We start from the raw sequence: 14813 nt of genomic DNA on the forward strand, positions 1-14813 counted from the left end.
CTCACCTGCCTTCGAGAAGTTCGGTGATCTCCGGTCGTGGATCGTGGTCGGACATGGCTTCCGCGTAGGCCTCGAGGGCCTCACGGGCCTTGTCGTCCAACTTGGCCGGGATGGCCGCCTGCAGGGTGACCAGCAGGTCGCCCTGCGCGCCGTCCCGTTTGGCGATTCCCTTGCCGCGCACGCGAAGCACGCGACCGCTCGCCGTGCCTTGCGGCACCTTCAGCGAGACCTTGCCCTCGAGCGTCGGCACGGTGATCGTGCCGCCGAGGGCCAGTTCCGCGAAGGACACCGGCACGGAGATCGTCAGGTCGAGGTCCTGCCGCCCGAACACCGCGTGCGGTGCGACGTGCACGCGGACGTACAGATCGCCCGCCTGCGCGCCACCCCGGCCCGGTTCGCCCTGGCCCGCCAGCCGGATCCGCTGGTCGTCGGCGACGCCCGGCGGGATCCGCACGGTCAGGGTGCGGGTGCGGGTGGAAACGCCCTCGCCCGCGCATTCCGGACAGGGGTCGTCGATGATCGTGCCGCGGCCGCGGCAGTCGCGGCACGGCTCGGAGAACGCGAACGCGCCCTGGCTCCGGCTGACCAGTCCGCTGCCCTGACAGGTCGAACACGTCCTCGGGGAGGTCCCCGGCTTCGCGCCGTTCCCGCCGCAGGTGGAACAGGTCGCCGGGCTCGACAGCCTCAGCGGCAGGGTCGCGCCCTTGACCGCTTCGGTGAAGTCGATCCGGACGTCGGTCTCGACGTCCGCGCCGCGCTGCGGCCGGTTCGCCGTGGCACCGGCCGCGGCACCGCGGCGGCCGAAGAGACCGCCGAGGATGTCGCCGAGCCCGCCGAAACCGGCCTGCTGCTGGCCACCCGCCTGACCGAAGATGTCGCCGACGTCGAAACCGCCCGCGCCACCGCCGCCACCCGGGAAACCGAAGCCACCGGGACCGCCGGAGCCGAAGAGGCGGCGTGCCTCGTCGTACTCCTTGCGCTTGGCCGTGTCGGACAGGACGCCGTACGCCTCGGAGACCGCCTTGAACTTCTTCTCGGCCTCCGCGTTGCCCGCGTTGGCGTCGGGGTGGTTCTCCTTGGCCAGCTTGCGATAGGCCTTTTTGATCTCGTCCGCGGTGGCGTCGGAGGAGACGCCCAGCTCACGGTAGAAGTCCTTACCGATCCATTCCCGTGCACTCACCGAACGTCTCCTCCTTTCACGCCGTATCGCCGATCAGCGGTCGTTCTCATCGAAGAGCTCGCCCTCGAGCGGCAGCTCGCCGCCGACGGGCGGGTCCACCGGGGCGGCCTGCGCCGCCGGTGCTCCGGCGGCACCCGGCTCGTGGTCGGTGACCCCGACCAGCGCCGCGCGCAGCACACGCTCGCCGAAGCGGTAACCGCGGCGCATGACCGTGGTGACCGTCGGGCCCGCGACGTCCGGTGACGTGCTGTGCTGCACGGCCTCGTGCACGCTCGGGTCGAAGGCTTCGCCCTCGGTACCGAACGGTTCGAGACCCGACCGCTGCAGGCTCCCGACCAGCTTCTCGCCGACCGCCTTGAAGGCACCGGTCAGATCGCCGTGCTGCTCCGCGCGCTCGAGGTCGTCGAGCAGCGGGAGCAGGTCGTTGACGACCGACGCCTTCGCGCCGGTGACGACCTGCTCGCGGTCGCGATCCACGCGCTTGCGGTAGTTGGCGTACTCCGCCTGGAGACGCTGGAGGTCGGCGGTGCGCTCCGCCAGCTCCTTCTCCAGACCGGTGGCCACCGCCACCGAATCGTCCACAATGGAGTCCCCGAGGCCGGGCCCCGCGTGGGTCACGGGGGGCTCCGGCGCGGACTCCAGCGGCTCCACGGTGTCTTCAACCGGGGCGGCGTGCTTCGGACCGTCCTGCGGTTCGGCAGCCGGGGCAGCCGGACGGACTTCACCGGTCAGCGGATCGATCCGCCGACGGTCCCGCACGACCACCGGTTCCTCCGGGCCCCGGCCCTCGGTTTCGTCGTAGCGTCCCGTCACTTCTTGTCCTTCTCGTCCTCTTCGACGATCTCGGCGTCGACGACGTCGTCGGCCTTGGCCTGCGAACCGGTGCCCGCGCCCGCGGTCCCGGCCGCGCCTTCACCGGCGGCGGCACCATCGGCGGCGTTGCCCGCCGCGTTGGCGTAGAGCGCCGTGCCGAGCTCCTGCGAAGCGGTGTTCAGCTTCTCGATGGACTCGCGGATCTTCGCCGAGTCGGTGCCCTTGAGCGACTCGTTGGCCTCGTCGATCGCGGACTTCACCTTGCCCTTGAGCTCCTCGGGCAGCTTGTCCTCGTTGTCCTTGACGAACTTCTCCGTCTGGTAGACGAGGGTCTCCGCCTGGTTGCGGGTCTCCGCTTCCTCGCGGCGCTGCTTGTCCTCTTCGGCGTGCGCCTCGGCGTCCTTGACCATGCGCTCGATGTCGTCCTTCGGCAGCGCGGAGCCACCGGTGATCGTCATCGACTGCTCCTTGTTCGTGCCGAGGTCCTTCGCGAGGACGTGCACGATGCCGTTGGCGTCGATGTCGAAGGTGACCTCGATCTGCGGCACGCCACGCGGGGCGGGCGGGAGACCGGTCAGCTCGAACATGCCGAGCTTCTTGTTGTGCGCCGCGATCTCGCGCTCACCCTGGAACACCTGGATCTGCACCGACGGCTGGTTGTCGTCCGCGGTGGAGAAGATCTCCGAACGCTTGGTCGGGATCGTGGTGTTGCGCTCGATGAGCTTGGTGAACACACCGCCCTTGGTCTCGATGCCCAGCGAAAGCGGGGTCACGTCGAGCAGCAGGACGTCCTTGACCTCACCCTTGAGCACACCGGCCTGCAGTGCGGCGCCGACGGCGACGACCTCGTCCGGGTTCACGCCCTTGTTGGGCTCGCGGCCGCCGGTCAGCTCCTTGACCAGGTCCGACACGGCGGGCATGCGGGTGGAACCACCCACGAGCACGACGTGGTCGATGTCGCCGACGGCGACACCCGCGTCACGGATGACGTTGTTGAACGGCTTGCGGGTGCGCTCGAGCAGGTCCGAGGTGATCTTCTGGAACTCGGCGCGGGAAAGCTGCTCGTCGAGGAACAGCGGGTTCTTGTCCGCGTCCACGGTGATGTACGGCAGGTTGATGCCCGCGGAGTTCGAGCTGGACAGCTCGATCTTCGCCTTCTCGGCGGCCTCACGGATGCGCTGGAGCGCCATCTTGTCCTTGGTGAGGTCGATGCCGCTGGAGGCCTTGAACTTGTCGACCAGCCAGGTGACGATGCGCTCGTCCCAGTCGTCACCACCGAGGTGGTTGTCACCGGAGGTCGCGCGGACCTCGACGACACCCTCGCCGATCTCCAGCAGCGAGACGTCGAACGTACCGCCACCGAGGTCGAAGACCAGGATGGTCTGTTCCTTCTCGCCCTTGTCCAGGCCGTACGCCAGCGCCGCCGCGGTGGGCTCGTTGACGATGCGGAGCACGTTCAGGCCGGCGATCTGCCCGGCCTCCTTCGTGGCCTGCCGCTGCGCGTCCTCGAAGTAGGCGGGGACGGTGATGACCGCGTCGGTGATGGTCTCGCCCAGGTACGCCTCGGCGTCGCGCTTGAGCTTCATCAGCACCCGGGCGCTGATCTCCTGCGAGGTGTACGCCTTGCCGTCGATCTCGGTCTTCCAGTCGGTACCGACGTGCCGCTTGACCGACCGGATGGTGCGGTCGACGTTCGTCACGGCCTGGTTCTTCGCCGGCTGACCGGTCAGCACTTCGCCGTTCTTGGCGAAGGCGACGATGGACGGGGTGGTGCGTGAACCTTCCGAGTTGGCGATGACCGTCGGCTCGCCGCCCTCAAGGACAGCGACGACCGAGTTGGTCGTGCCGAGGTCGATGCCGACCGCTCGCGCCATGGTGTGTTCCTCCTGCTATTCGTGACCTGCACGTTCGCCCCCATGTTGAGTGGGCGTCACGCAAGTTCTATCGGGATCGTGGGGTTTCCGTCAAGCCGGACTTGAGCCGACTGCACTCAACCTTGTATCCGGCTCAACGAGCGGCCGGGGCGTCTTGTTCCCGGACTACCGGCAGACCTTGCCCGGAGCGGGTGTGACCCCGCTCACCAGGTATTTCACCTCTTCGGTGCGCACGCAGGCCGAGTTGAGCAGCCCCGTGTGCCCGTATCCGGTGTCGACCAGCAACGTCGAGTTCTCGATGTTCTTCGCGAGCCCCCGGGCCCAGGCCAGTGGCGTCGCCGGATCGTGTTCGCCGCCGACCACGAGGATCGGCGCCGCGCCCCGCACCTTCTGCGGCTGGGGCGGATACGCCGGGGTGACGGGCCAGCCCGCGCAGCCGCTCGTGATGTCCCAGAACTCCGAGTAGCGCCAGCTGTGCGGGGCGAGGGTCTTCACCAGCCCCTGCATGACGCGCATGTCGGCGTAGGAGGTGAAGGCCGGGCCGAAGTCGTGGCAGCCGATCGCGCGGTACGCGCCGTAGGACGGGTCCAGCTGCGAGTACGGCGCCAGCCCGGTCGCGTCCGGCTTCTCCGCCGTCGCGGCCGAGATCGCCTTGCTCAGTTCCGGCCAGAACGCCGGCAGGATGAGCGCGCCGTAGACACCGGACGCCATTTCCTCGGCGGTCACGTTCCGCCCGAGCTCGCTCGCCGGGACACCGCCGGGCGTCGCCATGAGCGTGTCGTAGGTGGCGAGGACGTCCTTGCCGCGAAGCGCGCACTCGTCCGAGGTCGGGCACCACTTCGCGAAGTCGCCGAGCGCGCTTTCGGTCGCGATGGCCTCGTCGAGGATCGCCTTCTTCGTCGGCAGGGAATGGTCGATGGCGCCGTCGAGCACCATCGTGCGGACTCGCTTCGGGTACTTCTCCGCGTACACGGCGCCGAGTTCGGAACCGTAGGAGACGCCGAGCCAGCTGATCTTCGGCTCACCCAAGGCGACCCGGATCGACTCGATGTCGTCGGCCGCGTGCCAAGTGTCCACTTGGGACAGTACGGGTCCCGTCCTCTTGAGACACTCCGCGCCCGAAGCGCGGTTGTGCGCGATGAACTTGTCGTAGTCCGCGCGGCTCTTCGGGAACCGGCCGATCGCCGGGTCGTGCAGCGTGGGCGCGCAGGTGACCGCGGGCCTGCTGTCGCCGACGCCGCGCGGGTCGAATCCGATGACGTCGAACCGCTGCCGCAGCTCGGCCGTTTCCGGCTTGTCCAGCGCGAAACCGCGGCCGCCGTACTTGAGCACGGTGACCCCGGCGCCGCCGGGACCACCCGGATTCGTCAGCAGCGAACCGATCCGGCGCGCGGGATCGGTGGCGGGCAGTTTCGCCAGCGCGATCGAGATCGTCCCGTTCACCTGGAGGTTCGCGCATTCCAGCGTCGGCGCGTACTCGGTCGCGCACGGTTTCCAGTCGAGCCGGGGCGTGGCGGACGCAGGCAGCGCGGACAGCGGCAGGAGGGTCAGCGCCGTGACGGCGGCGAGTGCCTTCGTCCTCATACGGGCCGCACCGTGACCGTGCCGGTGCCGGACTTGAGGTCCAGCACGTTCGCCGAGGCCTGGTCCTGCCGCACGCCGACGGTCTCGACCTTGCCGGTCTCCGAGCTGGCGTTGATGCGGTACGCGCCGTCGGGAACCGTGACGGTGACCTGCCCGGTGTCCGCGCTCGCGGTGACCGCGCCCGGTTTGGTCAGCCCGACCTTGATGTCCCCGGTGCCGGTGACGATTTTCACCGGCCCGGTCGAGTTCAGGACCTCGAGATCCCCGGTGTCACCCCGGAGGTCCACCGCGGCGGCGCGGGTGAGCGTGATCTTGCCGGTGCCGATGGACCCGGAGATCGCGAGCTCGCGCGGGACCACGACGTCGTAGTCCACGCCGCATTGGCTGCACCCGCCGAGAACCAGCGTGCCGTTCTCGACACTGTGCGTCTTGCCGGGATTCCGGCCGGTGTAAGTGACTTCGCGGTGCAGCGAGACCGGTGCGCCGTCCTCGACCCGGAGCTTGAGCCCGCCGACCGGGACGTCGACCCGGATCGCGGTGATCTGCTCGGTGACCGGCGTCCCGTCGCTCAGCGTCTCGCGGCCTTCGCCCGTGCAGCCGACGACGCCGAAGGCCACCAGCGCGCCGAGAGCGAGCGCGCCGAGGACGCGCCGCTCTTTAGTGAACAGAGCTTTGCTAACCATGAGAAAGTGTTCCCCCGATAAGTGCGTCAGGCCGCTTTGACCGAGACGCTTCCGCTGTCCGTGGTGAGATCGAGCTTGTGCTGGGCCGAACCCGACTGGTTCACGTCGATGTCGCGACTGCCGCTGTCGGTGGTGCCGGTGACGTTGTAGTCGCCGGAGGGCACCTTGACCTCGATCGAACCGCTGTCGGTCCGCGCGGTGACGTCCGCGCCCTTGACCAGTTCGAGTTCGATACGGCCACTGTTGGCGTTGGCCTTCACATTCCCGCCGAGCCGCTCGCCCTTGATGGCGCCGGAACTCGCGTGTATGTCGACGTCCTGCCCGATGTTCTTCAGTTCGACGCGGCCCGAGTCGGCCTGGACCTTCACGGTGCCGGGTACGTCGCGTACCTCGACCCGTCCCGAGTCGACCTGGATGTCCACAGTGGACACCCCGGCGATCTCCACCGCGCCGGAGTCGACCCGGCCGGTGACCGGGACCCCCGCCGGGACGGTCACGTCGTAGTCGACCTCGCAGTGGTCTCCGCAGCCGGCGAGGACCAGGGTGTCGCCTTCCACGCGATACGCGTCGCCGGGCTTGTTCCAGCGGTAGGAGAAGTCCTGGCGGACCACGGCCTGGCCGCCGCCCGAGCGGATCTTGAGCGCCCCGCTGTCGTTCTCGACGCGGACACTCTTGATCGACTGGGTCAGTTCGGTGGTCGCCGACGCGTCGGACGGCCACCACCAGCCGAGGCCGGTGAGGACGCCGACGCCGATCAGGGCGATGCCTCCGATTGCGAGGAGTGGGCGCGCCATGGTCTTGAGTCCCTCCAGAGCAGGTTTTCGTCTGTCTCGACGCTAAGGGGCGCGCGACGGGTTGGACATAGGGGTAACCCCCGGAATCGTCCCTGAGCCCGCGCCAGGGTCGCCGGGGTCATAACCTGGCGGGGTCATCGGTTCCACGATCAGGAGGACGCATGCCGCAGGCACCCGATCCGTACGATTTCCTGCCCGATCTGCCTGCCTTCACCTTGAGCAGCACCGACATCGAAGAAGGCGGCTTCCTGCCGACGCCCCAGCTCTCCGGGATCTTCGGCGCGGGCGGCGAAGATCGTTCCCCGCAGCTGTCCTGGACCGGCTTCCCCGCCGAGACCAAGAGCTTCGCCGTCACCTGCTACGACCCCGACGCCCCCACCGCGAGCGGATTCTGGCACTGGGCGGTGTTCGACATCCCCGCTTCGGTGAACGCGCTGGCGGCGAACGCGGGCGACGAGGCGGGCTCCGGCCTGCCGGCGGGTGCCGTCACCCTGAAGGGGGACGGTGGCGTGAAGCAGTTCCTCGGGGCCGCCCCGCCGCCCGGGCACGGGCCGCACCGGTACATCTTCGCGGTGCACGCTGTCGACGTCGAAAAGCTGGACGTCGGCGAGGACGCCACGCCGGCTCTTCTCGGCTTCAACCTCTTCAGTCACGCCATCGCCCGGGCGTCACTCACGGCGCTGCACGAGAACAAGGGCTGACCTGCTTTTCCGTGAAGGCCTCCTTACCTACCCTGAGCGTAGGGAAGGAGGCCTTCACGGACTTTGGTCACTCTTCGGACCCTCACGCCCGACGGCCACCTCCCAGGGCACCGACCGTGTGGATTTTGAGACGTCAGATGACCCGAAATCCACACAGTCCCCGCGTGACCGGTCCGGTCGCGACAGCCGGGGTGCGGGGTGCTGGGTGGCTGGCGCTCCCAATGTGACATTGGGGACGTTGAGCGTCTCCGATGCCACATTGGGGGCATCGGTCGCGAGGTCGTCGTGACAGGAAAGGCCCGTTACTTGCAAATTTTGCAAGTAACGGGCCTTTCCTTGCACGTGAGCGGGGGAGGGAGGGGGAGGGGGTCGCGCTAGGCCTGCCCGTTGGCCCGGGACCGCTCCATGTACTGCCCCTCCGGCGGGTCCCCGAAGCCGAACGGCCGGTACAGCTCGTGCGCGTCGGCGGTGTGCAGCATCCACCGGAACTCCGCGCCCGGGCCGTTGTCGATCATCTCCCGGACCAGTTCCTTGCCGAGCCCCGCGCCGCGCGCGTCCTCGAGGACGAAGACGTCCGCCAGGTAGGCGCTGCCGATGGTGTCCGAAAACGCCCGCGCGAAGCCGACCAGGCGGCCTGTCGAAGCCTCGTACGCGCCGACGACGCGCCACGCGTTCCGAAAGACCTTCTCGATCAGCTCGCGGTCTCGCCACTTGCCCCAGTAGACGCTGGTGGACAGGCACTTCCACACCACGTCGAGGTCCACCCGAGCCGGGTCGTCGTCCAGTTCGTAAGCACCGACAGTCCTCATGATCCGCAAGTTACCCGGCAGGTCAACGAGGTTTCAGCAGGTAGTCCACCACCGGCCGCAGCTCGTCCGCGGACGGCGGCTCGTCGTCGATGAGGCCCTGGATCAGAAGGCCGTCGATACCGGCGAGGAACACCCGGAACGCGACCTCGTCGTCGTGCCGGACCATCGAGGTCAGCACGTCCAGCCAGCGCCGCGCGGCGGGCCGCAGCTCGGGTTTGCGCGCGGCCAGCAGGTACAGCTCGTACTCGGCCATCGTCCGCCCGCGCCGCGGTCCCAGCGCCTCGGCGAGCAGACCGGCGACCTCTTCCGCGCCGCGGCTGCCGCGTGAACGGGCCCTGTCGATCATCCAGTAGACCTCGGTCGCCATATCCCTCGCGCACGAGATGAGGGTCGCGATCAGCAGGTCGTCGAGGCTGGAGAAGTGGTAGGTCGTCGAAGCCGTCGGCACGCCCGCTTCGGTGGCGACCGTCCGATGGGTGACCCCGGCGACGCCGTCCCGCTCGATCACCCGCAGAGCGGCCGCGATGATCTCCTCGCGCCGCTTCTCGCCCCTGGCCTTCCGGCCGTCGACCTGGATCTTCACTTAGTGCGCGCTCCCTACCTCGATCAACACGACACCGCCGACCACCAGCGCCAGCCCGGCGATCACGGCGAAGTTGACCGGCTCCTCGAAGAACACGATGCCGACGGCCGCCACGAGCGCGACACCGGCCGCGGCCCAGATCGCGTAGGCGACGCTCACCGGCACGCCCGCCTTCAGAACGTACGCGAGCGCGACGAACGCGAAGGCGTATCCGGCCACCACGAGGATCGACGGGCCCAGCTTGCTGAAGCCCTCCGAGAGCTTCAGCGAGACCGTGGCGGTCACCTCGGCGGCGATCGCGAAAGCGAGGAGAAGGTATGCACCCATGTCACAAAAACTACCTGGACGATCGTCTTAAAACAAAGAGAGGCGTACACCACATCGGTGGGACTTGGGCGCGGTCAGTGGGTTACCCATCAGTAAGAAGCATTAGTCTGCCCCCACCACCACACGCTTCACTCGGACGAAAGGCACCCGATGATGGGCGCTGTACAGCTGACGCTCGGCGGGATCGCGGTCCTGCTCGGCGTCGTCGCCTGGGGAATGTTCTTCGCGACCATCGCCCGCTTCGTGCGGGTGATCCGCCTCGGTCAGCCGGACTCGACCCGCAACGGCCCGTTCATGCCGCGCATGAAGACCTTGATCAAGGAATTCGCCGCGCACACCCGCATGAACAAGGTCAAGAGCGTCGGCCCGGCGCACTGGCTGGTCATGTGGGGCTTCCTGATCGGGTCGCTGGCCCTGTTCGAGGCGTACGGCGAGGTCTTCGTACCGACCTGGGGCTGGCCCATCCTCGACGACTGGTCGCTGTTCCAGCTGCTCATGGAGCTGCTCGGCGTCGGCACGATCGTCGGCATCCTGGTGCTGATCTGGGTCCGCCAGAAGAACCACCCGCGCCGTGCCGACAGGCAGTCACGCTTCCAGGGCTCCAACTTCAAGTGGGCGTACTTCATCGAAGCCGTCGTGCTCATCGAGGGCATCGGCATCATCGGTGTCCGCGCCGCGAAGTCCGCGCTGAACGTCCACGAAACCCCGGTCTGGGCCGCGTTCGTCTCGCATCCGATCGGTGAGCTGCTGCCCGCCAGCCCGAACCTGGTCTCGGTGTTCGCGTTCGTCAAGCTGATGAGCGCCACGATCTGGCTCATCGTCATCGCGCGCACGATGACCATGGGTATCGCCTGGCACCGGTTCAGCGCCTTCTTCAACATCTACTTCAAGCGCGAGGCCGACGGCGGCGTCGCGCTCGGCGCGCTCAAGCCGATGATGAGCAACGGCAAGGTGCTCGACCTCGAAGAGGCAGACCCGGACGAAGACACCTTCGGCGTCGGCAAGGTCGAAGACTTCAGCTGGAAGGGCTGGCTGGACTTCTCGACCTGTACCGAATGCGGCCGCTGCCAGTCGCAGTGCCCCGCGTGGAACACCGGCAAGCCGCTTTCGCCGAAGCTGCTCATCACGCAGCTTCGCGACCACGCCTACGCGAAGGCGCCGTACCTGCTCGCGGGCGGCAAGCGCGACATGGCGGGCGACGAGGTCGGCTTGTCCGGGGACGACATGTACGCGGGCATCGACGTCCTCGCGATCGCCGAGTCCCAGAAGGCGCTCATCGGCGACGACGGCGGCATCATCGACCCCGAGGTGCTGTGGTCCTGCACCTCCTGCGGCGCTTGCGTCGAGCAGTGCCCGGTGGACATCGAGCACGTCGACCACATCGTCGACATGCGCCGCTACCAGGTGATGATCGAGTCCGCGTTCCCCAGCGAGCTCAACGGGATGTTCAAGAACCTGGAGAACAAGGGCAACCCGTGGGGCCAGAACGCCAAGGACCGGCTCGCCTGGACCGAGGACCTGGAGTTCGAGGTGCCGGTGTTCGACGGCGACCTCGGCGAGGCCGAGTACCTCTTCTGGGTCGGCTGCGCCGGCGCGTTCGAGGACCGCGCGAAGAAGACCACGCGGGCCGTCGCGGAGCTGCTGCACATCGCGGGCGTCAAGTACACGGTGCTCGGCTCGGAGGAGTCCTGCACCGGTGACCCGGCCCGCCGCGCGGGCAACGAGTTCCTGTTCCAGATGCTGGCGCAGCAGAACGTCGAGATCCTGAACTCGGTCTTCGAGGGTCGCGAACGCAAGGCACGCAAGGTGGTCGTCACCTGTGCCCACTGCTTCAACACCCTCGCGAACGAGTACCCGGAACTGGGCGGCCAGTTCGACGTCGTGCACCACACGCAGCTGCTCAACCGCCTGGTGCGGGAAAAGCACCTGACCCCGGTGGCCCCGGTCGCCGAGGACGTCACCTATCACGACCCGTGCTACCTGGGCCGCCACAACAAGGTCTACGACGCTCCCCGCGAGCTCGTCGGGGCCACCGGCGCGACCCTGCGGGAAATGCCGCGGCATGGCGACCGGTCGATGTGCTGTGGCGCCGGTGGCGCGCGGATGTGGATGGAAGAGAAGATCGGCAAGCGGATCAACGTCGAGCGCGTGGACGAGGCGCTCGGCACCGCGCCGTCGAAGATCGCGACCGGCTGCCCGTTCTGCAAGGTGATGCTCAATGACGGCCTCACCGCGCGGCAGAGCGACGGCCAGGCGAGCGAAAAGGTCGAGATCGTCGACGTCGCGCAGCTGCTGCTGACCGCCGTCAAGCGCAAGCCGGAACCGCAGCTGGTCCCGGCGGGAGCGCCGTCCTTGGACGCCGTCCCAGATGCTGAACTCGACGAGAAGGCCGAAGCGCCTGCCAGCGAAACGCCGCCTTCGGAGGAAGACAAGTAGAACCTCGAGGCCGGAGGGGACATTCTCTCGCACATAATGCGAGAGAATGTCCCCTCTTGTTTTATCCCGTCCGGACCATTCCGTCCCGTTACCCGTTCGGCGGTACACGGCAACGATAAGCTGGCGTTTCCTCGTTGCCGTTGTCGTCTGCGAGGTTTCTTTAGGCGGCACGGCTCTGGGTCTGAAAAAAAGGGGCGAGGAAATCAATGGGCAACCGGCACGAACTCCGTCAGCGCAAGGAACACCGCCTCGCGACGCCGGGATCGTCGACCCTTCGCCCGATGGCCCGCCTCCCGTCGGCCGCGGCACTCGCCCGGATGGCGCAGGAAGCGACCATCCCCAGCATCCCGGCCGCCCGGCGGCCGCCGCGGCAGGAACGGCAACGCACGCGCGTCCGCCCGTACGTTCGCACGGGCGGACGCACGCAGTCCAAGCGGAACTTCGCCATCGAAGCGATGATTTCCGTCCGGAACGACGCGCCTTGGAGCGCTCCGGGGTTCAGCGTCGAATTCCATTCGGTCCGATCACTGTGCCGCCGTCCGACTTCCGTCGCGGAAGTGGCCGCGTCACTAAGCGTTCCACTCGGCGTTGCAAAGGTCCTTTTGGGTGACATGGCCGAACTCGGCTTGGTTACCGTTCATGAAACGCAAGCTGAATTCGACGGTCATCCGGCACTCGCCTTGATGGAACGCGTGCTGCAGGGTTTGCGTCGTCTGTGAGATCGGCGCACTCGCACTACGCTACGCAAGGTGAGTGAAGAATCCGGCGACGAAAGCACCTTGACCGTAGTGCTGGCGGGTGGGGTGAACCTCGCCATCGCGGTGCTGAAACTGATCGCCGGGATCATCACCGGCTCCGGTGCGATGCTGTCCGAAGCCGCGCACTCGGTGGCCGACACGATCACCGAAGTACTCCTGCTGACGGCGCTGAAACGCTCGGACCGCCCCGCGGACCGCGTCCACCCCTTCGGCTACGGCAAGGAACGGTACTTCTGGTCGCTGCTCGCGGCGGTGTCGATCTTCGCCTCCGGCGCGATGTTCGCGCTCTACGAAGGCTTCTCGACGGTGTTCGGCGAAGCGACCGAGCAGACCGATCCGATCGTCGGCTACGTCGTCCTCGCGATCGCCTTCGTCCTCGAATCCGTCTCGTGGTTCCAAGCCGTGCGGCAGGTGCGGCGCGACGCCGCCGAAGCGGGCCAGAAGATCTCGGTCTACCTGCGGATGATCGACGACCCGGCGCCGAAGACCGTCCTGTTCGAGGACTCGGCGGCGCTGATCGGCCTGCTGCTCGCGTTCGCCGGGATCGGGCTGCACCAGCTCACCGGATCGCATGTCTGGGACGGTGCGGCGTCGATCGCGATCGGGGTGCTGCTGGCGCTCGTCGCCTACGTGCTCGGGCGCACCAACCGCGGCCTGCTGATCGGCAGGCAGGCGGATCCGAGGCTGGTGCGCGCGGTGCGGGACCATCTGGTGGGCGCGCCCGAGATCGAGGCCGTCGTCGACCTGCAGACCATGCTGATGGGCACCGACCAGGTGCTCGTCTGCGCTCGCGTCGACTTCGACGACGCGCTGGGCGCGGCGGAGGTCGAACGCGCCTGCGTCCGGATGGCCGCCGAACTGACGCGGACGTTCGGTGACATCACCGAGGTGTTCATCGAACCGGTCCCGCGCACGGATCCCGAGCTTCGCGCGGCGGTTCTGGCCCGCTACGGCGACATCGCCGAACGATGGGACAAGGGTCAGTAGCCGAAGTTCTGCGTCCAGTACATGCCCTTGGTGTTGACGCCGACGCCGATCTTCTTCAGCTTGCAGTTGAGGATGTTCGCGCGGTGGCCCTCGGAGTTCATCCAGGCGTCCATCACCTTGGCGGCGTTCGACTGTCCCTTGGCGATGTTCTCCGCACCGGGCTTGTCGTAGCCGGCGGCCCGGATGCGCTGGTCGAACGTGGTGCCCTCAGGCGTGGTGTGCGAGAAGTAGTTCCGGGCAGACATGTCGTCACTGTGTCCCTGCGCGGCCGCGGCGAGATGCGACTCGTTGCTCACCGGCGAGCAGCCCGCGTCGGCGCGCTCGGCGTTGACGAGGTCGATGACCTGACCGGCGAGCGAACTGTCCTGCGAGCGGGGCGGCGCGGGAGCCTTGCTCGAAGTGGGCTTCGGAGCCTCGGAAGTCTGAGCGGGCGGCTCGGCCGCGGCGGAGGACGAGCTGGGCGGGGCGGAGGAGGTCGTGGGAGCCTCCGAAGACGGCGCCGGAGCGGGCTGACCGGACGCGGGGTCGCCTGGCGCCGGAGCGGTCGTCTGGCCGAAGTAGGCGGGAGGCTTCGCGAGCGCGTCGCCGGAGCGGCCCTTGGTGTCGGGGACGCTCAGCGAGAGGTTGCTCAGCGCGGTGCCCTGGAACCGATCGGTCACCATCAGGTAGCTCGCGCTGGCGATCACTCCGCCGAGCAGAAAGCTGAGCGTGACAAGAAGTAACCGGTTTCTTGCTCTCTTGGGGGACACGAGGCCGAAAACTATCACGAACTGGTTACGGCAATACCCCCGAAAGTAGTAATACCGGTCAACGGTTGCGTTGAGTGATCAAACCTGTGGACTCGTTCGTGATCGTCGTGGCGTCGCCCAGGAACCGGATCACCGTCTCCAGCTCACTGTCCGTGTACTTCTCGCAGGCCTCGCGGACCGATTTCACCAGGTGATCCCACAGCGGGGCGGCACCGGCCATCATCGCCCCGTCGATCTCGATGAGCACCTTCCGCCGATCCTCGGGGTGCGGCTTCCGCGCGACGATCCCCTTGCTCTCGAGCCTGTCGATGAGCGCGGTGATCGACGCCGGCGCGAGCCCCGAGAGCTGCGAAAGCGCCTTCGGCGTCTGTGGACCGAAGCGGGCGAGGTAGTCGGCCACCTTGCTCTCCACCGCCGAAAGGCCGCTCCGCTCGGCGATCGCCGTATGGAACATGACCGTCTCGGTGGACAGCGCCCGCGACCCGTTGAGGATCCGCTCGACCAGTTCCGCCCGCTCGCTTGACACGTCGGCCAG

At 67.9% G+C, this 14813-nt stretch carries 15 protein-coding genes; 4 read left to right on the plus strand and 11 right to left on the minus strand.

Features of this window, described 5'->3' with window-relative positions; translation table 11 throughout:
- Nucleotide 1: 1 nt before the first annotated feature.
- The 6 genes from dnaJ to BKN51_RS33335 all read right to left on the minus strand — a co-directional run bounded on the left by dnaJ (nucleotide 2) and on the right by BKN51_RS33335 (nucleotide 6928).
- Nucleotides 2-1180 (minus strand): molecular chaperone DnaJ, encoded by a 1179-nt coding sequence (gene dnaJ / locus BKN51_RS33310; RefSeq protein ID WP_101611387.1) that lies wholly within the window; start codon nucleotides 1178-1180, stop codon nucleotides 2-4.
- A 33-nt stretch (nucleotides 1181-1213) separates the two neighbouring features.
- Nucleotides 1214-1993, minus strand: coding sequence for a nucleotide exchange factor GrpE (gene grpE / locus BKN51_RS33315; RefSeq protein ID WP_101611388.1), 780 nt, complete (start codon nucleotides 1991-1993; stop codon nucleotides 1214-1216).
- Complete coding sequence (gene dnaK, locus BKN51_RS33320) at nucleotides 1990-3867, minus strand: molecular chaperone DnaK (protein WP_101611389.1); 1878 nt, start codon at nucleotides 3865-3867, stop codon at nucleotides 1990-1992. Before dnaK ends, grpE begins: the two co-directional genes overlap by 4 nt.
- A 165-nt stretch (nucleotides 3868-4032) precedes the next feature.
- On the minus strand, nucleotides 4033-5451 hold the full coding sequence (locus BKN51_RS33325) for an alpha/beta hydrolase (RefSeq protein ID WP_101611390.1): 1419 nt from the start codon (nucleotides 5449-5451) through the stop codon (nucleotides 4033-4035).
- On the minus strand, nucleotides 5448-6134 hold the full coding sequence (locus BKN51_RS33330; RefSeq protein ID WP_233223041.1) for a DUF4097 family beta strand repeat-containing protein: 687 nt from the start codon (nucleotides 6132-6134) through the stop codon (nucleotides 5448-5450). The genes BKN51_RS33325 and BKN51_RS33330 overlap by 4 nt, the downstream gene beginning before the upstream one ends.
- 26 nt (nucleotides 6135-6160) lie before the next feature.
- Nucleotides 6161-6928 carry a DUF4097 family beta strand repeat-containing protein gene (locus tag BKN51_RS33335; protein WP_101611391.1) on the minus strand — a complete coding sequence of 256 codons (768 nt, stop codon included), beginning with the start codon at nucleotides 6926-6928 and terminating at the stop codon, nucleotides 6161-6163.
- 161 nt (nucleotides 6929-7089) lie between these two features.
- Here BKN51_RS33335 and BKN51_RS33340 point away from each other — a divergent pair, with 161 nt between their 5' ends.
- Nucleotides 7090-7629: a YbhB/YbcL family Raf kinase inhibitor-like protein gene (locus BKN51_RS33340; protein WP_101611392.1), complete on the plus strand. Its 540-nt coding sequence runs from the start codon at nucleotides 7090-7092 to the stop codon at nucleotides 7627-7629.
- A gap of 374 nt (nucleotides 7630-8003) precedes the next feature.
- Here the strand turns inward: BKN51_RS33340 and BKN51_RS33345 are convergent, their stop codons facing one another.
- The 3 genes from BKN51_RS33345 to BKN51_RS33355 are packed head-to-tail and all read right to left on the minus strand — an operon-like array spanning nucleotide 8004 to nucleotide 9348.
- The gene (locus BKN51_RS33345) at nucleotides 8004-8438 is read right to left on the minus strand and encodes a GNAT family N-acetyltransferase (protein WP_168214445.1); all 435 of its coding nucleotides are present in this window, start codon (nucleotides 8436-8438) and stop codon (nucleotides 8004-8006) included.
- Nucleotides 8439-8460: 22 nt separating this feature from the next.
- Entirely contained in the window at nucleotides 8461-9021 is a 561-nt protein-coding gene (locus BKN51_RS33350; RefSeq protein ID WP_020632424.1) for a TetR/AcrR family transcriptional regulator, read from the minus strand.
- Nucleotides 9022-9348, minus strand: a complete 327-nt coding sequence (locus BKN51_RS33355; RefSeq protein WP_101611394.1) for a DMT family transporter — start codon at nucleotides 9346-9348, stop codon at nucleotides 9022-9024.
- Between the two features lie 153 nt (nucleotides 9349-9501).
- Between BKN51_RS33355 and BKN51_RS33360 the strand changes: the two genes are divergently transcribed.
- The 3 genes from BKN51_RS33360 (at nucleotide 9502) to BKN51_RS33370 (ending at nucleotide 13529) form a co-directional block, all read left to right on the plus strand.
- Entirely contained in the window at nucleotides 9502-11784 is a 2283-nt protein-coding gene (locus tag BKN51_RS33360) for a (Fe-S)-binding protein (RefSeq protein WP_101613607.1), read from the plus strand.
- A 281-nt stretch (nucleotides 11785-12065) separates the two neighbouring features.
- Entirely contained in the window at nucleotides 12066-12503 is a 438-nt protein-coding gene (locus BKN51_RS33365; protein ID WP_233223042.1) for a DUF742 domain-containing protein, read from the plus strand.
- A gap of 30 nt (nucleotides 12504-12533) precedes the next feature.
- Nucleotides 12534-13529: a cation diffusion facilitator family transporter gene (locus BKN51_RS33370; protein ID WP_101611396.1), complete on the plus strand. Its 996-nt coding sequence runs from the start codon at nucleotides 12534-12536 to the stop codon at nucleotides 13527-13529.
- Here the strand turns inward: BKN51_RS33370 and BKN51_RS33375 are convergent.
- Nucleotides 13523-14215: a CAP domain-containing protein gene (locus BKN51_RS33375; RefSeq protein ID WP_101611397.1), complete on the minus strand. Its 693-nt coding sequence runs from the start codon at nucleotides 14213-14215 to the stop codon at nucleotides 13523-13525. The two genes, BKN51_RS33370 and BKN51_RS33375, sit on opposite strands and share 7 nt — an antisense overlap.
- Nucleotides 14216-14336: 121 nt before the next feature.
- Nucleotides 14337-14804, minus strand: a complete 468-nt coding sequence (locus BKN51_RS33380; RefSeq protein ID WP_101611398.1) for a MarR family winged helix-turn-helix transcriptional regulator — start codon at nucleotides 14802-14804, stop codon at nucleotides 14337-14339.
- Nucleotides 14805-14813 lie beyond the last annotated feature (9 nt).

This window comes from Amycolatopsis sp. BJA-103 (assembly GCF_002849735.1).
Classification (GTDB): Bacteria; Actinomycetota; Actinomycetes; order Mycobacteriales; family Pseudonocardiaceae; genus Amycolatopsis.